Source organism: Marivirga sp. (genome assembly GCF_051117495.1).
Lineage (GTDB): Bacteria > Bacteroidota > Bacteroidia > Cytophagales > Cyclobacteriaceae > Marivirga.
In genome coordinates, this window is sequence record NZ_JBNPEF010000024.1 from 59,640 (window position 1) to 76,105 (window position 16,466).

General features: G+C 34.9%; 17 protein-coding genes. 7 read left to right on the plus strand and 10 right to left on the minus strand.

The window, feature by feature from the left end; translation table 11 throughout:
• Positions 1–43 precede the first annotated feature (43 nt).
• Positions 44–685, minus strand: coding sequence for a peptide-methionine (S)-S-oxide reductase MsrA (msrA, locus tag ACFE0M_RS12925; protein ID WP_434546192.1), 642 nt, complete (start codon positions 683–685; stop codon positions 44–46).
• Positions 686–807: 122 nt separating this feature from the next.
• Between msrA and ACFE0M_RS12930 the strand changes: the two genes are divergently transcribed.
• The 3 genes from ACFE0M_RS12930 to ACFE0M_RS12940 all read left to right on the plus strand — a co-directional run bounded on the left by ACFE0M_RS12930 (position 808) and on the right by ACFE0M_RS12940 (position 4,061).
• Positions 808–1,881, plus strand: coding sequence for an o-succinylbenzoate synthase (locus ACFE0M_RS12930; RefSeq protein ID WP_434546193.1), 1,074 nt, complete (start codon positions 808–810; stop codon positions 1,879–1,881).
• Between the two features lie 92 nt (positions 1,882–1,973).
• A complete protein-coding gene (locus ACFE0M_RS12935; RefSeq protein ID WP_434546194.1) occupies positions 1,974–3,590 on the plus strand; it encodes a T9SS type A sorting domain-containing protein in 1,617 nt (538 codons plus the stop codon).
• 12 nt (positions 3,591–3,602) lie between these two features.
• Positions 3,603–4,061, plus strand: coding sequence for a hypothetical protein (locus tag ACFE0M_RS12940; protein ID WP_434546195.1), 459 nt, complete (start codon positions 3,603–3,605; stop codon positions 4,059–4,061).
• Between the two features lie 78 nt (positions 4,062–4,139).
• Here the strand turns inward: ACFE0M_RS12940 and ACFE0M_RS12945 are convergent, their stop codons facing one another.
• Entirely contained in the window at positions 4,140–4,601 is a 462-nt protein-coding gene (locus ACFE0M_RS12945; protein ID WP_434546196.1) for a DinB family protein, read from the minus strand.
• A gap of 108 nt (positions 4,602–4,709) precedes the next feature.
• Here ACFE0M_RS12945 and ACFE0M_RS12950 point away from each other — a divergent pair, with 108 nt between their 5' ends.
• Positions 4,710–6,734 (plus strand): FAD-dependent oxidoreductase, encoded by a 2,025-nt coding sequence (locus tag ACFE0M_RS12950; RefSeq protein ID WP_434546197.1) that lies wholly within the window; start codon positions 4,710–4,712, stop codon positions 6,732–6,734.
• A 143-nt stretch (positions 6,735–6,877) separates the two neighbouring features.
• Here the strand turns inward: ACFE0M_RS12950 and ACFE0M_RS12955 are convergent, their stop codons facing one another.
• From ACFE0M_RS12955 to ACFE0M_RS12990, 8 genes are all read right to left on the minus strand, one after another.
• Positions 6,878–7,339 (minus strand): thioredoxin family protein, encoded by a 462-nt coding sequence (locus tag ACFE0M_RS12955; protein WP_434546198.1) that lies wholly within the window; start codon positions 7,337–7,339, stop codon positions 6,878–6,880.
• A gap of 29 nt (positions 7,340–7,368) precedes the next feature.
• Positions 7,369–8,250, minus strand: a complete 882-nt coding sequence (locus ACFE0M_RS12960; protein ID WP_434546199.1) for a metal ABC transporter permease — start codon at positions 8,248–8,250, stop codon at positions 7,369–7,371.
• A gap of 56 nt (positions 8,251–8,306) precedes the next feature.
• Positions 8,307–8,873, minus strand: a complete 567-nt coding sequence (locus tag ACFE0M_RS12965; protein WP_434546200.1) for a plastocyanin/azurin family copper-binding protein — start codon at positions 8,871–8,873, stop codon at positions 8,307–8,309.
• Positions 8,874–8,950: 77 nt separating this feature from the next.
• Positions 8,951–10,243 (minus strand): iron chelate uptake ABC transporter family permease subunit, encoded by a 1,293-nt coding sequence (locus ACFE0M_RS12970; RefSeq protein ID WP_434546201.1) that lies wholly within the window; start codon positions 10,241–10,243, stop codon positions 8,951–8,953.
• A 1-nt stretch (position 10,244) separates the two neighbouring features.
• Positions 10,245–11,030, minus strand: a complete 786-nt coding sequence (locus ACFE0M_RS12975; RefSeq protein WP_434546202.1) for a metal ABC transporter ATP-binding protein — start codon at positions 11,028–11,030, stop codon at positions 10,245–10,247.
• The gene (locus ACFE0M_RS12980; RefSeq protein ID WP_434546203.1) at positions 11,027–11,971 is read right to left on the minus strand and encodes a metal ABC transporter solute-binding protein, Zn/Mn family; all 945 of its coding nucleotides are present in this window, start codon (positions 11,969–11,971) and stop codon (positions 11,027–11,029) included. Before ACFE0M_RS12980 ends, ACFE0M_RS12975 begins: the two co-directional genes overlap by 4 nt.
• Positions 11,952–12,614: a metal-dependent transcriptional regulator gene (locus ACFE0M_RS12985; RefSeq protein WP_434546204.1), complete on the minus strand. Its 663-nt coding sequence runs from the start codon at positions 12,612–12,614 to the stop codon at positions 11,952–11,954. Before ACFE0M_RS12985 ends, ACFE0M_RS12980 begins: the two co-directional genes overlap by 20 nt.
• A gap of 127 nt (positions 12,615–12,741) precedes the next feature.
• The gene (locus tag ACFE0M_RS12990; RefSeq protein WP_434546205.1) at positions 12,742–13,872 is read right to left on the minus strand and encodes a glycosyltransferase; all 1,131 of its coding nucleotides are present in this window, start codon (positions 13,870–13,872) and stop codon (positions 12,742–12,744) included.
• A 22-nt stretch (positions 13,873–13,894) separates the two neighbouring features.
• Between ACFE0M_RS12990 and ACFE0M_RS12995 the strand changes: the two genes are divergently transcribed.
• The 3 genes from ACFE0M_RS12995 (at position 13,895) to ACFE0M_RS13005 (ending at position 16,285) form a co-directional block, all read left to right on the plus strand.
• Positions 13,895–14,710: a 2,3,4,5-tetrahydropyridine-2,6-dicarboxylate N-succinyltransferase gene (locus ACFE0M_RS12995; protein WP_434546206.1), complete on the plus strand. Its 816-nt coding sequence runs from the start codon at positions 13,895–13,897 to the stop codon at positions 14,708–14,710.
• A gap of 45 nt (positions 14,711–14,755) precedes the next feature.
• Positions 14,756–15,610: a DUF3108 domain-containing protein gene (locus ACFE0M_RS13000; RefSeq protein WP_434546207.1), complete on the plus strand. Its 855-nt coding sequence runs from the start codon at positions 14,756–14,758 to the stop codon at positions 15,608–15,610.
• Between the two features lie 81 nt (positions 15,611–15,691).
• Positions 15,692–16,285: a tetratricopeptide repeat protein gene (locus ACFE0M_RS13005; RefSeq protein WP_434546208.1), complete on the plus strand. Its 594-nt coding sequence runs from the start codon at positions 15,692–15,694 to the stop codon at positions 16,283–16,285.
• Positions 16,286–16,466 lie beyond the last annotated feature (181 nt).

A 16,466-nucleotide genomic window follows, 5' to 3' on the forward strand; every position in this document is an offset into this window, starting at 1 on the left:
TTGAATGCCTTTTTTATGACTTGATGTAAATAAATAATCAATTTTAATCCTTTAATATATCTTTAAAAGTTTTTGCTACTTTATCAATTTTTGGCTTAGAAACATTTACTATATAGCGATCATTGGGGTTTTTCTTTTCATAATCTTGATGATAGTCCTCTGCTTCCCAAAATTTAGTGAATGCTGTTAACTCTGTTACAATTTCATCATCAAACTTTGGAGCCAGTTCGTTCATTTTCTTCAGCGCCATATTTTTTTCTTTTGAATTTCTGTAGAAAATAGCAGAGCGATATTGTTTGCCAACATCAGGTCCTTGTCGGTTCAGTTGAGTAGGGTCGTGGGCTACAAAGAAAATATCCAAAAGTGTTTCATAATTGATGACGGAAGTATCATAAAGCACCATCACCGCTTCGGCATGATTAGTTCTTCCATAACTGACTTCCTTATAGCTAGGATTTTCTTCTTCACCTCCGGAATAGCCTGAAATAGCTTCTTTAACTCCTTTTATTTGTTCAAAGGAAGCTTCCACACACCAGAAACATCCACCAGCGAAATAGGCAGTATCAATGGCTTCTGTATTTTGAATAGCTTGAGTATTTGATTCTTTGATCTCAGATTTTTTGTTATCTGCCGCACAGGCAAAAAACAATAGACTTAAAATGAATATGGCCGTATTTTTTATCATATTATTTAGAATTTTCAAAAGGAACGACTTAAGTTGCCATTAAGTTTTGAATAAGAAGCTTTTTGTGCTTTTATCAGTAAATTTATATTTAAATCTTCTTTTATTAAATATCAATCTTCAATATGAGAATAACTGCTGCTTCCATCCAACATCATACGCTGCAATTCAAATTTGAAGCCGGCACTTCCCGTGGCACTTTAAAAGAGAAAGATACCTGGTATTTAAAATTGTATGCTGAAAATAAATTAGTTGGAATTGGAGAGGCTGGGCCATTAAAAGGACTGAGTGTAGAACCCTTGAACCAAATGGAAATTGAATTGGAAAAGGTTTGCGAACAATTGATTGGATTGCAAATACCAACTGCTATGGAAGAAGCATTTGAAATTGCTCATAGTGTTTCTCCTGACGGTTTTCCTTCCATTCACTTTGCTGTGGAGACGGCTTTATTGGATGCCATGAATGGAGGCAAGAAACTCATTTTTGACACTCCTTTTTATCAAGGCAAAGAAAGAATTCCTATTAATGGCTTGATATGGATGGGTAGTGAAGCGTTCATGCAAAAGCAGATTAAGGAAAAATTGGACGCAGGCTTTAATTGTATCAAAATGAAGATTGGGGCCATTGATTTTGAAACCGAATTAAAACTTTTAGAGTCCATTCGTGATAAATATAGCCATAATGAAATTACTTTAAGAGTGGATGCCAATGGAGCTTTTAAACCATCTGAAGCATTAGAAAAATTAAGTGAGTTGGCTAAATTGGATTTACATTCCATTGAACAACCCATTAAAGCTGGTAAGACTGATGATATGGCGTTTTTGTGTAATAAAACACCACTTCCCATTGCATTGGATGAAGATTTGATTGGTATTCATAAAAAAACAAAAAAAATTGAACTTTTAGAGGATATACAACCGCAGTATATCATTCTTAAACCAAGTTTATTAGGAGGCATTCAATCTACAATGGAGTGGATTAAAATAGCCGAATCCATGAACATTGGTTGGTGGATGACTAGTATGCTGGAATCTAATATCGGCTTAAATGCCATCTGCCAATTAGCATCTTATTTAGAAGTAAAAATGCCTCAAGGCTTGGGTACTGGGCAATTATATCATAATAACATTGCTTCACCGATTAGCATTGCCAATGGGGAAACTTTTTATAATTTAAATAGTAAGTGGGGTTCGATCTGAAAAAATACATATGTATTTGGGTGGTTTGTAATTAATTATTAAGTTTACGTTAAACGTTATTAAATAATTATTTTTAACCAAATAGAACCTAAATGAGAAAGTTTTTTTTACTGTTTTTGCTACCGACCTTTATTGTGCCAGTTTTTAGAAGTTCAGCACAAACCTGTATTACAAGTTCTTCATCAGCATCAAATATTATTTCAAATGAGATTTCTGCCAGAAGTTCCAGTTCTTCATTTTGTATAAATGTTTATTTCCATATTGTGAGGAATACTAATGGTACAAATGCATTTCCCGAACCTGATACGGATGAAATAATAAAAGAGTTAAATACCTATTTTAGCCCTCATGATATTTATATTAATAAGTTAGGTAAAGATTATATTAATAGGACAGAGTTTTTAACGGTTGGGGTTGATGGAAACAAGATAGATCCTGCTTTATTTCAAATTCAAAATAACCCAAATGCTATTAATTTCTATATAGTGGATGACTTTGAGTTAGATGGACTTGCCGGAGCGGCAGAAACAGTACTTGCAACTAATTTGGCCATTACAAATGAATGGGCAGAATCAATAGTTGCAGTTCACGAAGTGGGGCATTGTCTTGATTTATGGCATACTCATGAAAAGCAAGCAAATGAAGTAGAAAAAAAAACAAGGCGGGATAGTGAGGGAGCTAATTGTGAAGAAGCTGGTGACGAATTATGCGATACTCCTGCTGATCCTAAACTAAGAGAATTTTTTAATATAGATTCCAATTGTAATTATACAAAAAACGATGGTTACGATCCACTAACCAATAATATTATGTCTGCGGCTCCTGTATATTGCAGAGATAGTTTTACAGATGGACAAATTGGTAGAATGAAAGATGCCTTATTCGATCAGGCGGTTTTACAAAATATAATCAGCAATAGTTGCGCAAAGCTTACTGATTTGGAAGAAGTTTGTCAAAATAAAAATACTGATTTCAGCATCTCCAATCTAAATGGCGCTAGCATTAATTGGAGTGTTTCTTCAAAATTACAGATTATTTCAACGGGTACTAATAATTTAAGGGTCAGTCCTAAATCTGGTTATTTGAATCAAGAGGCTTGGGTGAAAGCTGAAATGAGCAATGGAATTGAATTGGAGGATAGGTTTACCATTATCAAAAAACCCAATGAATTAGGAACGCTTATGGGTGCTGGAAGTGTTGTAAGCAACGCATGGGAGTATTACGAAGTAGCAGAAAGTCAATTTGCAGAGGACTATATATGGGTTTTGCCTTCCGGATGGAGCTTTCATCATACGGCTGACCCTAGTTCCAATAAAGTATTATTGGTGACAGGTACCCAAAGCGGTTATGTGGCGGTAAAAGCCACTAACCCATGTGGTGACACCAACTACAAATCAAAATACGTAAGTGTAAGTACATCAGACCCTTGTGGCAGTCCGGTATGTTTTCAAATGTTTCCTAATCCGGCACAGCAGACGCTGTCCATTGAGGTGAATGAAAAAGAAAACGGTAAATTAAATGATAAAAATAAAAGCAAGACAAAAGTCAATTCAAAATATACTCTCTACAATAAATTTAATAAAGTAGTGGCTAATGGGGAATTTACGCAATCTACAACCATTAATCTAAGTAATATTAGGAAGGGAGCCTATACCGTAAAAGTACAACACCAAGGATTAACCGAAACCAAACAATTGATAATCAACTAAATTTGACTTATTATGAAAAACTTAATTTTTTTAATCTTACCTCTTTTATTCGTTATTTCCTGTAATGAGGAAAAAGTAGATGAGGAGCTGGAACCAATCGATAAGGATTCTATATTTGGAAAATGGCAATTGGTGGAAGAATGGGATGGAGTGATGTCCGACCCTTATGAAGTAGAAGATGGCTATTTTTATATTTTTGATTCAGACTCTACTTTTACTACAACCCAAATAGGAGTTTGTCCTGATGGTACCAAAGGAGGTTTTTTTGAATTGTCTTCGGATAGTATAAGCAATATGCTTTATATGGAATGGGATTGTGTACATGAGGAATATGATGATTTTGTACCCCGTCTTTTTAATCGTTATGAATTAGAAGATGGTTTTTTAAAGTTATGGCCTCATGAAGATGTGAATACATGTTATGAAGGTTGTTGGGAACGTTTTAAAAAGGTAGCTAAGGAGGAGAAATAAGCTGATGGCTTTTAAGACTTGTACTACACCAATTTGAAAAAACTCCCCTGGTCTTAGCGTCTCGCTAAGACTAAAATGTTAATAACCCAAAGCCCTTTTAATAGCTATCACATAGCCCAAATGCAAGCTTTCATGGATATTATTAAATTGTAAAGCATCATTAAAGCTGTTTAAAGTTATACCAAAACTGGTTTCATAAGGCTGATAGTCATCAAATTTCATTTCCCGAATATCATAGCCTAGTTGTTCATTGGCGATTTTTCCCAATTCAAAGATATTCTCTAGTTCAGTTTTAGGATCTTCAATCTCAGCTGGAAAGCTTCCCTTTTTATATCGTTTAATATAACCAATGGGGAGTGTAAAATCCAAACCTGACATGCCATAAAGCAAAACATTTTGTGTAACTATCGCATGACCAATATTCCATAGGATATGATTATTAAATCCAGCGGGTATCATGACTAGATCAGTTTCATTTACTTTCTCTACTGCTTTTTCGAAATTATTTCTGATAACCTTATGATTGGTGATGACTTGCATATTCTTTCAAATTTGTGACGAAAATACAGATAAATTCACGATATTTTAAGGCATTTAAAAAAGATTATATAAATTGCTATTTGTTCTGCATGCATACTAAATTTTACTATGGCACATTCAACTTATCCGCACTTATTTGAACCTTTAGACTTAGGTTTTACCCAATTGAAAAACAGAGTTTTAATGGGCTCTATGCACACGGGACTAGAAGAAGCTAAAGGTGGTTTTGAAAAGATGGCAACTTTTTATGCTGAAAGAGCCAAAGGTGGTGCCGGATTGATTGTGACGGGAGGAGTTTCTCCTAATTGGCAGGGGTGGTTAAAGCCTTTTTCCATTCGAATGACCAATAAAAGTCATGCAAAAAAACATAGAATCATCACTGATGCAGTGCATGAAGCAGGCGGAAAAATATGTATGCAGATTTTACATGCCGGCAGATATGGCTATCATCCGTTTAGTTTAGCACCATCTGCTATCAAAGCACCTATTAATCCTTTTAAACCCTGGAAGATGTCCAGTAGAAGGATCAAATCAACCATCAAGGATTATGCAAAATCAGCACAATTAGCTAAAGAAGCAGGCTATGATGGGGTAGAAATTATGGGTTCTGAAGGCTATTTGATTAATCAATTTATCGTTAAGCATACCAATAAAAGAACGGACGAATGGGGCGGAAGCTATGAAAACAGAATTAAATTCCCGATTGAGATTGCCAAAGCAGTTAGAGAAGCGGTAGGGAAAAAGTTTATCGTTATTTTCCGTTTATCTATGTTAGATTTAATTCCTAATGGAAGTACTTGGGAAGAGGTGGTGCAATTAGCCAAGGAATTAGAAAAGGCTGGAGTTACCATTATCAATACTGGAATTGGATGGCATGAAGCTAGAGTTCCAACAATTGTAACGAGTGTACCGCGGGCAGCTTTCACATGGGTGACGGAACGAATGAAGAAGGAAGTCAAAATTCCTTTAATTACCACAAACCGTATTAACATGCCACAAACCGCTGAAGAGATTTTGTCTTCTGGTCAAGCGGATATGGTTTCCATGGCACGTCCGTTCTTGGCAGATCCTGAAATTATCAATAAATCAGAACAAGGCCGTGAAGATGAAATCAATACTTGCATTGCTTGTAATCAAGCTTGTCTAGATCATGTATTCAAAAATATAACCAGTAGCTGCCTTGTAAACCCTAAAGCTTGTCATGAAACAGAATTAGTAGCACAACCATTACAAAAAGCTAAAAATATTGCGGTGGTAGGAGCTGGTCCAGCTGGATTGGCTTTCAGTACAGAAGCAGCCAAAAGAGGACATCAAGTCACTTTATTTGATGCGGCAAAAGAAATTGGTGGTCAGTTTAATATGGCTAAGCAAATTCCAGGAAAAGAAGAGTTTTATGAAACTTTGAGGTATTTTAAAAAGCAAATTGAATTAACTGGAGTAAAATTACAGTTAGGTAAAAAAGTTTTTGCTGAAGAATTAAAAGATTTTGATGAGGTTGTAGTAGCTACAGGAGTTAATCCACGTGATCCGAAGATTCCAGGACAGGAAAATGAAAAAGTACTTTCCTATATTGATGTATTAAAAGCTCATAAGCCAGTGGGTAAAAAAGTAGCCATAGTAGGTGCTGGAGGAATTGGTTTTGATGTGGCGGAATACTTGACTCATCCCGAGGAAGAAGATCATGATAACTTGCAAGCCTTTTTCAAGGAGTGGGGAGTTGATATGGATTTTGAGAAAAGGGGAGGAGTAGAAGGAAAACCTATCAAAATCGATGCTCCGATAGAAATCATTATGCTACAGCGCTCTGAAGGTAAAATGGGAGCGAAGCTTGCTAAAACTACCGGCTGGGTGCATAGAAACTCATTGCGAAATCGTCAAGTGAAAATGGTTACCAATATTCAGTATGATAAAATTGATGACAGAGGTTTATACATCACCAAAGACGGAAAGCAAGAATTATTGGAGGTAGATAATATCATTCTTTGTGCTGGTCAATTACCTGAAAAAAGTCTGTTCAATGAACTGACAGAGAAAGGAATTAAAACACATTTGATAGGAGGCGCTTTCGAAGCCGCTGAATTGGATGCTAAAAAAGCCATTAAGCAAGCTACTGAGCTGGCTTTGGAAATTTGATTAGGTTGTTGACTATGTTATAAAAGGAATTATATCATGTAGAATTGTTATAGACCAGAAAATCAACTTTTACCAATTAATGTAATGGATTTAGATTGATTCTTGTGCAGTGTCTTAATTTCCCCTTGGGGAATAAAGGGGCTTTATTCCCACTCCAATATCTTCTCCAAAGTATCTTTAAACTTTTTAGCATTTTGATAGCCAGGAACAGGCTGAATGGTTTTAAAATCTTCTTTGATATAAACTATAGTTGGGTAACCCGTAACGCCCATCGATCTAGCAATCATTTGCGCAGTAGTGGTATCTCCCGCCATAGTGATAGGTTCAGTGTTTTCAGCATTTAATTTTACGGCATAAAATTTTTCATTCACCATGTCCACAACTTCAGGGTCTGAAAATGTTTCTTTATCCATTTTTTTACACCATCCGCACCAGTTTGTATAGACATCCACAAATATTTTCCTTGGCTCTTCTTGATTCTTTTGGTAGGCTTCGGTGATGCTTAGCCAATTGATTTCCTTTTTCTCTGTTTTTTGTGGCTTAGAGATAAAAGAAAAAAATATCAATGCAGATATTAGACCGATGCTTAATAATGTTGTCTTCATACTTATTACTTATTTGAAATATAACAAATTTAAGCCTTTACAGATTCAAAATTTGTAACCTTAGTGACTTTTTTGCTTGAAATTCTAACATAAGTAAAAACCAAAGCAAAAATTAATCCACAAACGGTAGCCATTGCCCCAGCTATGGATGCATTTAATGCTACAGCTAGGTAATAACCTAAAACAGCGCTTAAAAAGCCTATTATGCAAGTCAGCCATATCATGGTTTTTAATTTATTACTAATTAAATAGGCTGTTGCAGCTGGTGCAATCAAGAAAGCCACTACTAATATAGCCCCTACAGATTCAAATGATGCCACTGTCGTAAAAGAAACGAATGCCATCAAGAGGTAATTCCATAGTGATGCTGAAATTCCTAAAGCTACAGCATATTCAGGGTCAAAGGACGTGATCTTTAATTGCTTAAATCCGATAGTTACAAATAGGATCACAAATAGTAAAACTGTTCCAATTAAATAAAGGGCTTTTGAGCCAATGTCCATTCCCGAGGATAAAATAATAGTGTCTAAGGGGACATAAGCAATTTCTCCATAAAGCACACATTCTTGATCTAAATCCACTTGACCAGTAAATGCTGATATTAAAATAACACCTATGGCAAAAAGCCAAGTGAAAGTCACGCCAATAGAAGCGTCAGTTTGCAGTTTGCCTTTTTTATGCAAAAATTCAATGATGATGGTCGTCAATACTCCAAGGGAGCCGGCACCTAAAAGCATGGTTACGGAATCTCTACTTCCGGACCATAAAAAAGCCATCACAATTCCAGGAAGAATAGCATGGGAAATAGCATCTCCAACCATTGCCATTTTTCTTAAAATAAGGAAACATCCTAAAATTCCACAAGAGATGGCTACTAAAGTACCAGTTAAAATGATGTATATATCAGACATTGAAATTGTTAAAATAAAAGGCATTAATGAATGTTCACTAATGCCTTTTTAATGATCTACTCAACAATAAATTTACCTTTCATAAGGGCGACATGTCCAGGAAAAGAGCAAATGAAATCATAAGTCCCTTTTTTAGGTGCTTCAAATTCTATCGTGTCTTCCTCTCCGCCTCCTAAAAGACTTGTTGATACAATTACTTTACCTTCTTCGGATTCAGGAATGTAACCTCTTTCCTTAGCAGTGGCAGCTTTCTGCCCAAATTCCATAATATCTGTACCTTGTTTTAACAAGACCCAGTTATGCCCCATTTGTGTAACAGACATTTCTCCAACATGCTTTAAAGTTAGCTTTACAGTGCTTCCGGCCTTCACTTTGATTTCGTCCAGATTAAATTGCATTTGATCATTTCCTTCAATTGTAATCTCGACTACATCCGATTCTTCATTTTCATTTTTGGTAGTTTCTTTCGGTTCATTTTCTTTTGCATCCGCTTCTTGTCTCATGATTTCACGAGAAGTCATTGTTTCCTCTTCAGCATTTGACTCTTCTTTTGAACCAGTTCCTCCGCAGGCAATAAATAGCCCTATGGTTAAAATACTTAGTGTTAATTTTAATAATTTCATAATAGTATATTTTAAATTTTTATGTTTTGCTCTATTATACAATCGTATGAATAAATCATTTGTTTTGTTTCTTCCATTTAATTGTAAGGTATTTTAGAATTATGTGGATCTACCTCTGGAAACCCTAGTTTTTCTTCCAGTCTTTTTTCCAATTCAGGAGTTATGATATGCTCAATGGTATCGGCATCTTCATGCACATGGTCTGGAGCAATTCTTAAATATTCAGTCAGATACAATTCCCAAAGCCTGTGCAATTTAACTAATCGAGCAGCTTTTTTTTGACCGTAATTTGATAAAAAATAGCCCTCTTTTGTGCTTTTTAAGTAGCCTTGTCTTTTCAACCGTTTTAAAATTCTTTTCATTAAGCGGATGGTGTAATATCGTTTTTCTCTCAATTTTTCAATTGATTTGGATTCACCGAAAGAGTTTTCGGATTCTGCTATTTGATGGAAAGCTTTTAAAATGTTTTCATCCTGAATTTGCCATCTGTTTTTCAATTGTTGCCATAATCTGGAGAAATATCCTCTTCTGGGGGCAAACAATATGGAAAAAATGGCAAAAATGGATAGCACCATTACCACCCATGGGCCTGTAGGCATATTGGGAGCTATGTAACTTATAAAAGCACCTGAAACACCAGAAGCCCCACCAATAAAGGCAGCTAATATTAAAATGATTGATAAACTGCCAGACCAGTATTTTGCTGCCGCTGTAGGGGTAATTAATAAGGCTGCCATCAAAACTACCCCTACAGCTTGAATTCCTGTCACCACAGCCAGCACTGTTAACGAGCTCAGAAGAAATTCAATCCATTTTACCGGCAATCCTACGGACTGAGCAAAATCTTTATCGTATGTGATTAGTTTTAGCTCTTTGTAAAAAAGTAAAATCATTGTAATTAAAAGAATGCTGATTGCAGAGAAAATTACTACGTCTTGTGCCAACATACTAGCAGCTTTCCCAAATAGAAAAGAATCTAATCCTGTCTGAGCGGCATTTCCGGACTGCTGAATATAGGTGAGCAACATAATTCCTACCCCAAAAAATACAGAAAGGATTAAACCTATGGCGGTATCTTCCTTAATCTTGGATTTTTTTACTATATAATCAACTGCAATTATTGATAACCATCCCGTAAAAAATGCTCCCGCTATAAGTAAAAAGTACTTTTTGGTGCCACTTAAAATAAAAGCCAGACAAACACCGGGCAAAATAGCATGTGCGATTGCATCACCTATCAATGCTTTTTTTCGAAAGAATGTAAAAGCACCCACCACCGCTGCACCAGCACCCAAAATGATGGTGCCCAATGAAACATAGATTACATTGGCATCATTAAAATCAAAAAAACTAAGCGCATTTTCCCACATATTATTCTCGGTTTGGAAATCTATGTTTTTGAATTAAATCACTTATTTCTGTTAATAAGGTCAATTTACCACCATAAGTTTCCTGTAACAGTTCAGGCGTAAAGGCTTCATTAATTGGACCAGAGGCTACTAATCGCATATTTAATAATATAATCCAGTCAAAATATTTGGCCACGGATTGTAAATCATGATGAACCACAATTACTGTCTTGTTCTGAGCAGACATCTCACCTAGCAATTCAATAATGGCTTTTTCAGTTGACGCATCTACTCCCGCAAATGGTTCGTCCATAAAATAGATATCCGCTTGTTGAGCCAATGCCCGAGCCAAAAATACTCTTTGCTGTTGGCCTCCTGAAAGCTGGGAAATTTGACGATCTTTAAAATTATCCATACCAACCTTTCTTAAGCTGTCCATTACGATTTCTTTATCAGCTTTTTTAGGTCTTTTGAACAACCCTAATTGACCATATCTGCCCATCATCACTACTTCATAAACCGAAGTCGGAAAATCCCAATCCACACTCTCTCTCTGAGGGACATAGCTGATTTTATGGCGCATTTCTTCTAATGGTTTACCATTGATTTGGATATATCCACTATTAAGGGGCAACAGGCCCATTATAGCCTTCAATAAAGTGGATTTACCTGCACCATTGGGGCCGATTATTCCAATCAATTGCCCTTCTGGAAGACTTAGATCTACATCCCATAGGACTGGTTTGCGTTCATAGGCAACGGAAAGGTCATGTATTTCTATTACAGGATTATCAACTTGTCTAATCATTTTTCAGGTGGTTTTGAATTCATGGATAATCCTTTTACTATTTTCTCGACATTAGAATGAACCATGCCGATATACGTTCCTTCAAAAGTTCCTTCTTGCCCCATTGCGTCAGAATACAGGCTTCCTCCGATTATGACATCGTGTCCTTTGCTCTTACAGCCTTCCAATACAGCTCTAATAGCTTTTTTGGATACTGAGGTTTCCGTATAAATAGCTGGGATTTTATTTTCGGTGATATAATCCACTAAATTGCTCACATCTCGTAAGCCGTATTCAGATAGGGTGGATATTCCCTGCAAACCTCTCACTTCAACATTATAAGCTCTACCAAAATAGCCAAAAGCATCATGTGCAGTCACCAAAACTTTTTTGTCATCTGGAATTTTATCAATTTGAGATTTTACAGCCTTGTGAAGGCTGTCCAATTGATTAACGTATTTTTTTGTATTATCTACATAATAAGACTGATGAGTAGTATCTGTTTTGATCAATTCATTGCTTAATAATTCTACCGCTCGTTTCCATAATTTAACATCAAACCAAATATGGGGATCAACTGCGCCTTGAAATTCGGTATTGTTTAAATGTGATTGTTCAGGGACCAATTCTGCCATAGCGATTACAGTCTTTTTTCGATTTAGTTTTTGCAGGATTTCTCCCATCTTTCCTTCCAAGAATAGTCCGTTATAAACTATGATGTCAGCTTGTTGTAATTTCTTTAAATCACCTTGTGTTGCTTTGTATAAATGTGGGTCAACCCCAGGTCCCATCAAGGCTTCAATTTTTGCTTTTTCACCGACTATATTTTCTACGGCATCCTTGATCATGCCGGTAGTACAAACAATATAGGTCTGTCCATCATTTATCTCTTTTGTATCACAAGAAATAAAGAGAATAAAAATAAAAATTACAGTGATAAATTTAGTGGGTGACCAATACATTTTCTGCTACTTCTTTACTAATGAATAATTTATTTTTTCCATCGACTAAGATTTCCATTGAGCCATCGAACTCCACTTTTTCTGTTACTTTAGTTTTGGCGCCAAGGTAAATTCCTATACGATCCAAATGTTGCAAAAACATAGAGTTGGTGTCTTTCACGGCTACTACAATTCCGTCACCTGAAATCTCAACTTCCGCTAAAGGTACTTGAGGCTTTTCTTTGAATAATCCATTTTCGTCCGGAATAGGATCTCCATGCGGATCGAACTTTGGATGCCCTAAAAATTCATCTAATCTTTGGATGAGTAGGGGGGACCTAATGTGTTCTAATTGCTCTGCTATTTCATGAACTTGATCCCAGTTAAATTTTAATTTTTCCACCAAAAACACTTCCCAAAGTCTGTGTTTTCTTATGACCTGTAGAGCGGAAGTTTTTCCTTTTTCTGAGATTTTAACCCCTTGATATTTTCGGTAAACCACCATCTCTTTTTCAGAAAGTCTGCGTAACATGTCCGATACTGAAGCCGCTTTAGTATCCATTTCTTCTGCAATCGAATTTGTTGTCACATCTAATTCTCCTGCATTAGATAGATGATACACTGCCTTTAAATAATTTTCTTCCGCAAAGCTTAATTTCTTCATTTGCCTCAAATTTAACGCAAGGTAAAATAAAATTAGGTTAATCTAAAAATAATTTTAATATTTATTTAATACCTCTTTTAAATGTAGATGAAGCCATTTTCTGAATAATTAAGTTTAATCTAAAAATTTATTTAGATAGTATTTTTCGTATGAAATTTACTAATTCCTTTTCTTGACTTTTCCATTGAATTTCAGCTTTGGGATTATTATTATAAAATTCTGTAGAGCTTAGTTGTTCTAAAGTGGTTTTTACTTCGGACTTTTGGTAATCGACCATTATTCCAGCATTGTATTGATCTAAAAAAGCTTTCCATTTTGGGTGTTGAGGGATAATCATAGGTGTTTTCAATGCTAAATAGTCATAAATCTTTGTTGGAAAACGACTCTTAATATTTGGGTTTAATTGATAGGGCAATAAAGCTATATCTGCTTTTCTGATTTCGGCAACTATTTCCGAATGCGCTATTGGCTTATTATCCGTTATTATCCGAATGAATTCGAAGTTTTTTGCACTTTCTATGATTTTCATAAGATATTCTTTATCAGAGGAATAACCTACTATATTTAAACAAATATTTGCTTTTTCTTCATGTAATTTTTTACAAAAATTAATGGTTTCTAAAGTGCCGTACTCTTTTCCTATAGTTCCACTGTAAATAAAGTTTAGTGGTTGTTCTTTGTGGAATTTTATGGGTTTTAAATCAGTGTTGAGATTGAGTATAGTTTTGTTTAAAAGCTTAATAAAGGGTTTTCTTTGAATGAATTTAAGTTGAGTTTCATATATTTCCTCTGCCAGGAAGTATCCATCCACAAAGTATTTGGACAAGTTCTCATTAAGTTTGATATAATTCTTTAAAATATATTTTGAAAGGCCTTTATAGATTTGATTTTGCTCTATATTAAATTGATAATTTTCCTGTATATCATAGATAATTTTTGTGCCAAATAAAATTTTGATTAAGTACATAACCCACAATAATTCAGGGGAGTTAGCTATTAGGAGTTTAGGTTTTAATTCAATGTATTTTTTAAAGATTGAAAAAGGGGCAAACAAACGTTTAATTGAATTTCTCTTGAAATTAAAGATGGGATAAAGAAAAATATTTTCACTATGATATTTCTTTTTTGAATCAAACCCTATGATATTTACCTCATATTTATTTGTTTGCGCTAATGATTGTCCAATCTTATAACAAGAACGAACATCATCTGCAGGTTTAAGTACCGAAGCGATTAAAATTTTTATTTTATCATCCACAGATTAAAGATATAAACAGAAAATGGAATTTAAAGAATTTATTGAAAAGGCTTGGGACAACAGAGAATTATTAAAAGATAAAGATACACAGATTGCTGTGAAGACTGTGGTCGAAGAATTAGATCATGGAAAAATTAGAGTTGCCGAACCCGATGGCAATGGAAATTGGAAGGTTAATGAGTGGATTAAAAAAGCAGTGATCTTATACTTCCCTCTTCAAAAAATGCAATCTATCAGTGTAGGCCCTTTTGAGTTTCATGACAAAATTAAGCTTAAAAAAGGTTATGAAAAATTGGGGGTTAGGGTAGTCCCTCACGCTATTGCCAGATATGGTTCATTCGTAAATTCTGGAGTTGTGATGATGCCTTCGTATGTAAATATTGGAGCTTATGTTGATAGTGGTACTATGGTTGATACCTGGGCAACAGTTGGAAGTTGTGCTCAAATTGGCAAGAATGTTCATCTAAGCGGAGGTGTTGGAATTGGTGGGGTTTTGGAGCCCGTTCAAGTTGCACCAGTTATAGTTGAAGACAATGCATTTATAGGTTCTCGCTGTATAATTGTAGAGGGAGTTCGGATTGGTAAAGAGGCAGTATTAGGTGCAAATGTTACCCTTACTGCCAGCTCAAAAATAATAGATGTTACCGGAGAAAAAGCTGTTGAGCATATTGGCTATGTTCCGGAAAGATCGGTTGTAATTCCAGGCTCTTTTACAAAGAAATTTCCAGCTGGAGAATACCAAGTTCCATGTGCATTAATTATTGGTAAAAGGAAAGAAAGCACTGATAAAAAGACTTCATTAAATGCTGCATTAAGAGAGAATAATGTTGCGGTTTAAACGTTTGCAAATTGTTTGGCATCTAATTTGAAGAGCAGACTATCTATGAAGAAAAAGTTGATTTTAATTTTCCTTTCGTGTTTATTTATTTTTTCTGCTTTGGGGCAAAAAAATTATGAGGATTTATATTCTGAAATACCACAAGAAGACTTTCCCGTGATCGAGAATGTACCTTTTGAAGCTGGTGAAGAAATTGAATATAAAATCTATTATAGTTTTATAACTGTAGGTAGAGGTCAAATAAAAGTTCATAAAAATCCATATAAAATCAATAATAGAGCTGCCTATAAAGTGGATGTTAGAGCAAAAACCACTGGAATGGTTGATTGGGTCGCTAAAATTGATGACCATTGGGGCGGATTAATTGATACGGCTTCACTCGTACCTCACCAAGCTTATAGGTTCATAAAGGAAGGTAAATATAGAAAAAATGAAATAGTCAAATATGATCACAACTCCCAAATGTTGGAAATCAAAAGTATGGGAAGAAAAGATGACGATTTTGGGGAACCTATGTATTATGAATTTCCGCCCCAAATTAGAGATCTTATTAGTGGATTTGCTTATTTCAGGGCAGTAGATTTTGATACTTTAATGCCAAAGGATACAATTAAAATACCTGCATTTTTTGAGGATACATTTTATAATCTTGAAATTGTCTATTTAGGAGATGAAACTTTAGACCTGGAAATTGGTAAAGTAAGAGCGCATAAAGTAAGCCCAGTAATGCCAGAAACTAAGATTTTTGACGGAGAAAATTCAATTTTAGGTTGGTTTTCTGCCGATAAAAATAAAATCCCTTTAAAAATTAATGCCGAGCTTTACGTGGGTTCTGGTGGATTGGAAATAACATCTTTTAGAAATATTAAATACCCCATAAATTTTGATATGAGTAATTAGACTTTTTCTATCAAATCAGTCTATAATTGGCTTTTCTTACTCAATTGAATTAATTTTGCATTTTAATTTTAAAAATCAAGAATGAAGAATATAGTACTATTATTAATGATTCCATTTTTTATGGTTTCCTGTGAAGAAAAAGATGAGCTTGACATAGCTAATAAACATTATAATGATGGGGAATACCAAAAAGCTATCCAATTTTATAATAAGCATTTGGAAATGAAACCTGCAGATGAAATTGCTATTTATAATAGAGGTAGGGCGTATGAAGAACTGGGTCAATATGAAAAAGCGGTAAATAATTTCTTAAAAGTCATTGAAATTGATCCTAGAAATATTGGAGCTTATCTTAGTTACGGCAAGCATTTTTATAGACAAAAAGATTATGAAAATGCTGCTTTTCAATTCGAAAAAGCTTATAAACTTAATACAAATTCCACGAAATCTGCGACTTTGTTGGCGAGGGCTTATCATAAGGCTGGAAAAGTAGAGGAGGCGATGGAGTATTATAATATTGCCATTAACAATGATAAGGATAATGCAGAAGCTTATTTGTACAGAGGTGCTTTGAAAGTTCACTTGAATCAATCAGGTGCATGTAATGATATGCAAATGGCTAAAAATATTGGATATGAAGGAGCTGAAGAATTATACAATAAGTATTGTAACTGATTTTTAACTCTTTTGATGTTTTAAGGGCGAAGAAATGAATTTTTCGTCTTTTTTATGGATCAATCTGAAAACCTGGGGAGAAGTATTTTTTAAGCATAGATTTTTGAGAGTCTGAAAAGGAAAAAGGATACATTTTTCACACCTCTGAATTGGGAGCGAAAAGCTTTGATCTTAGCATTGA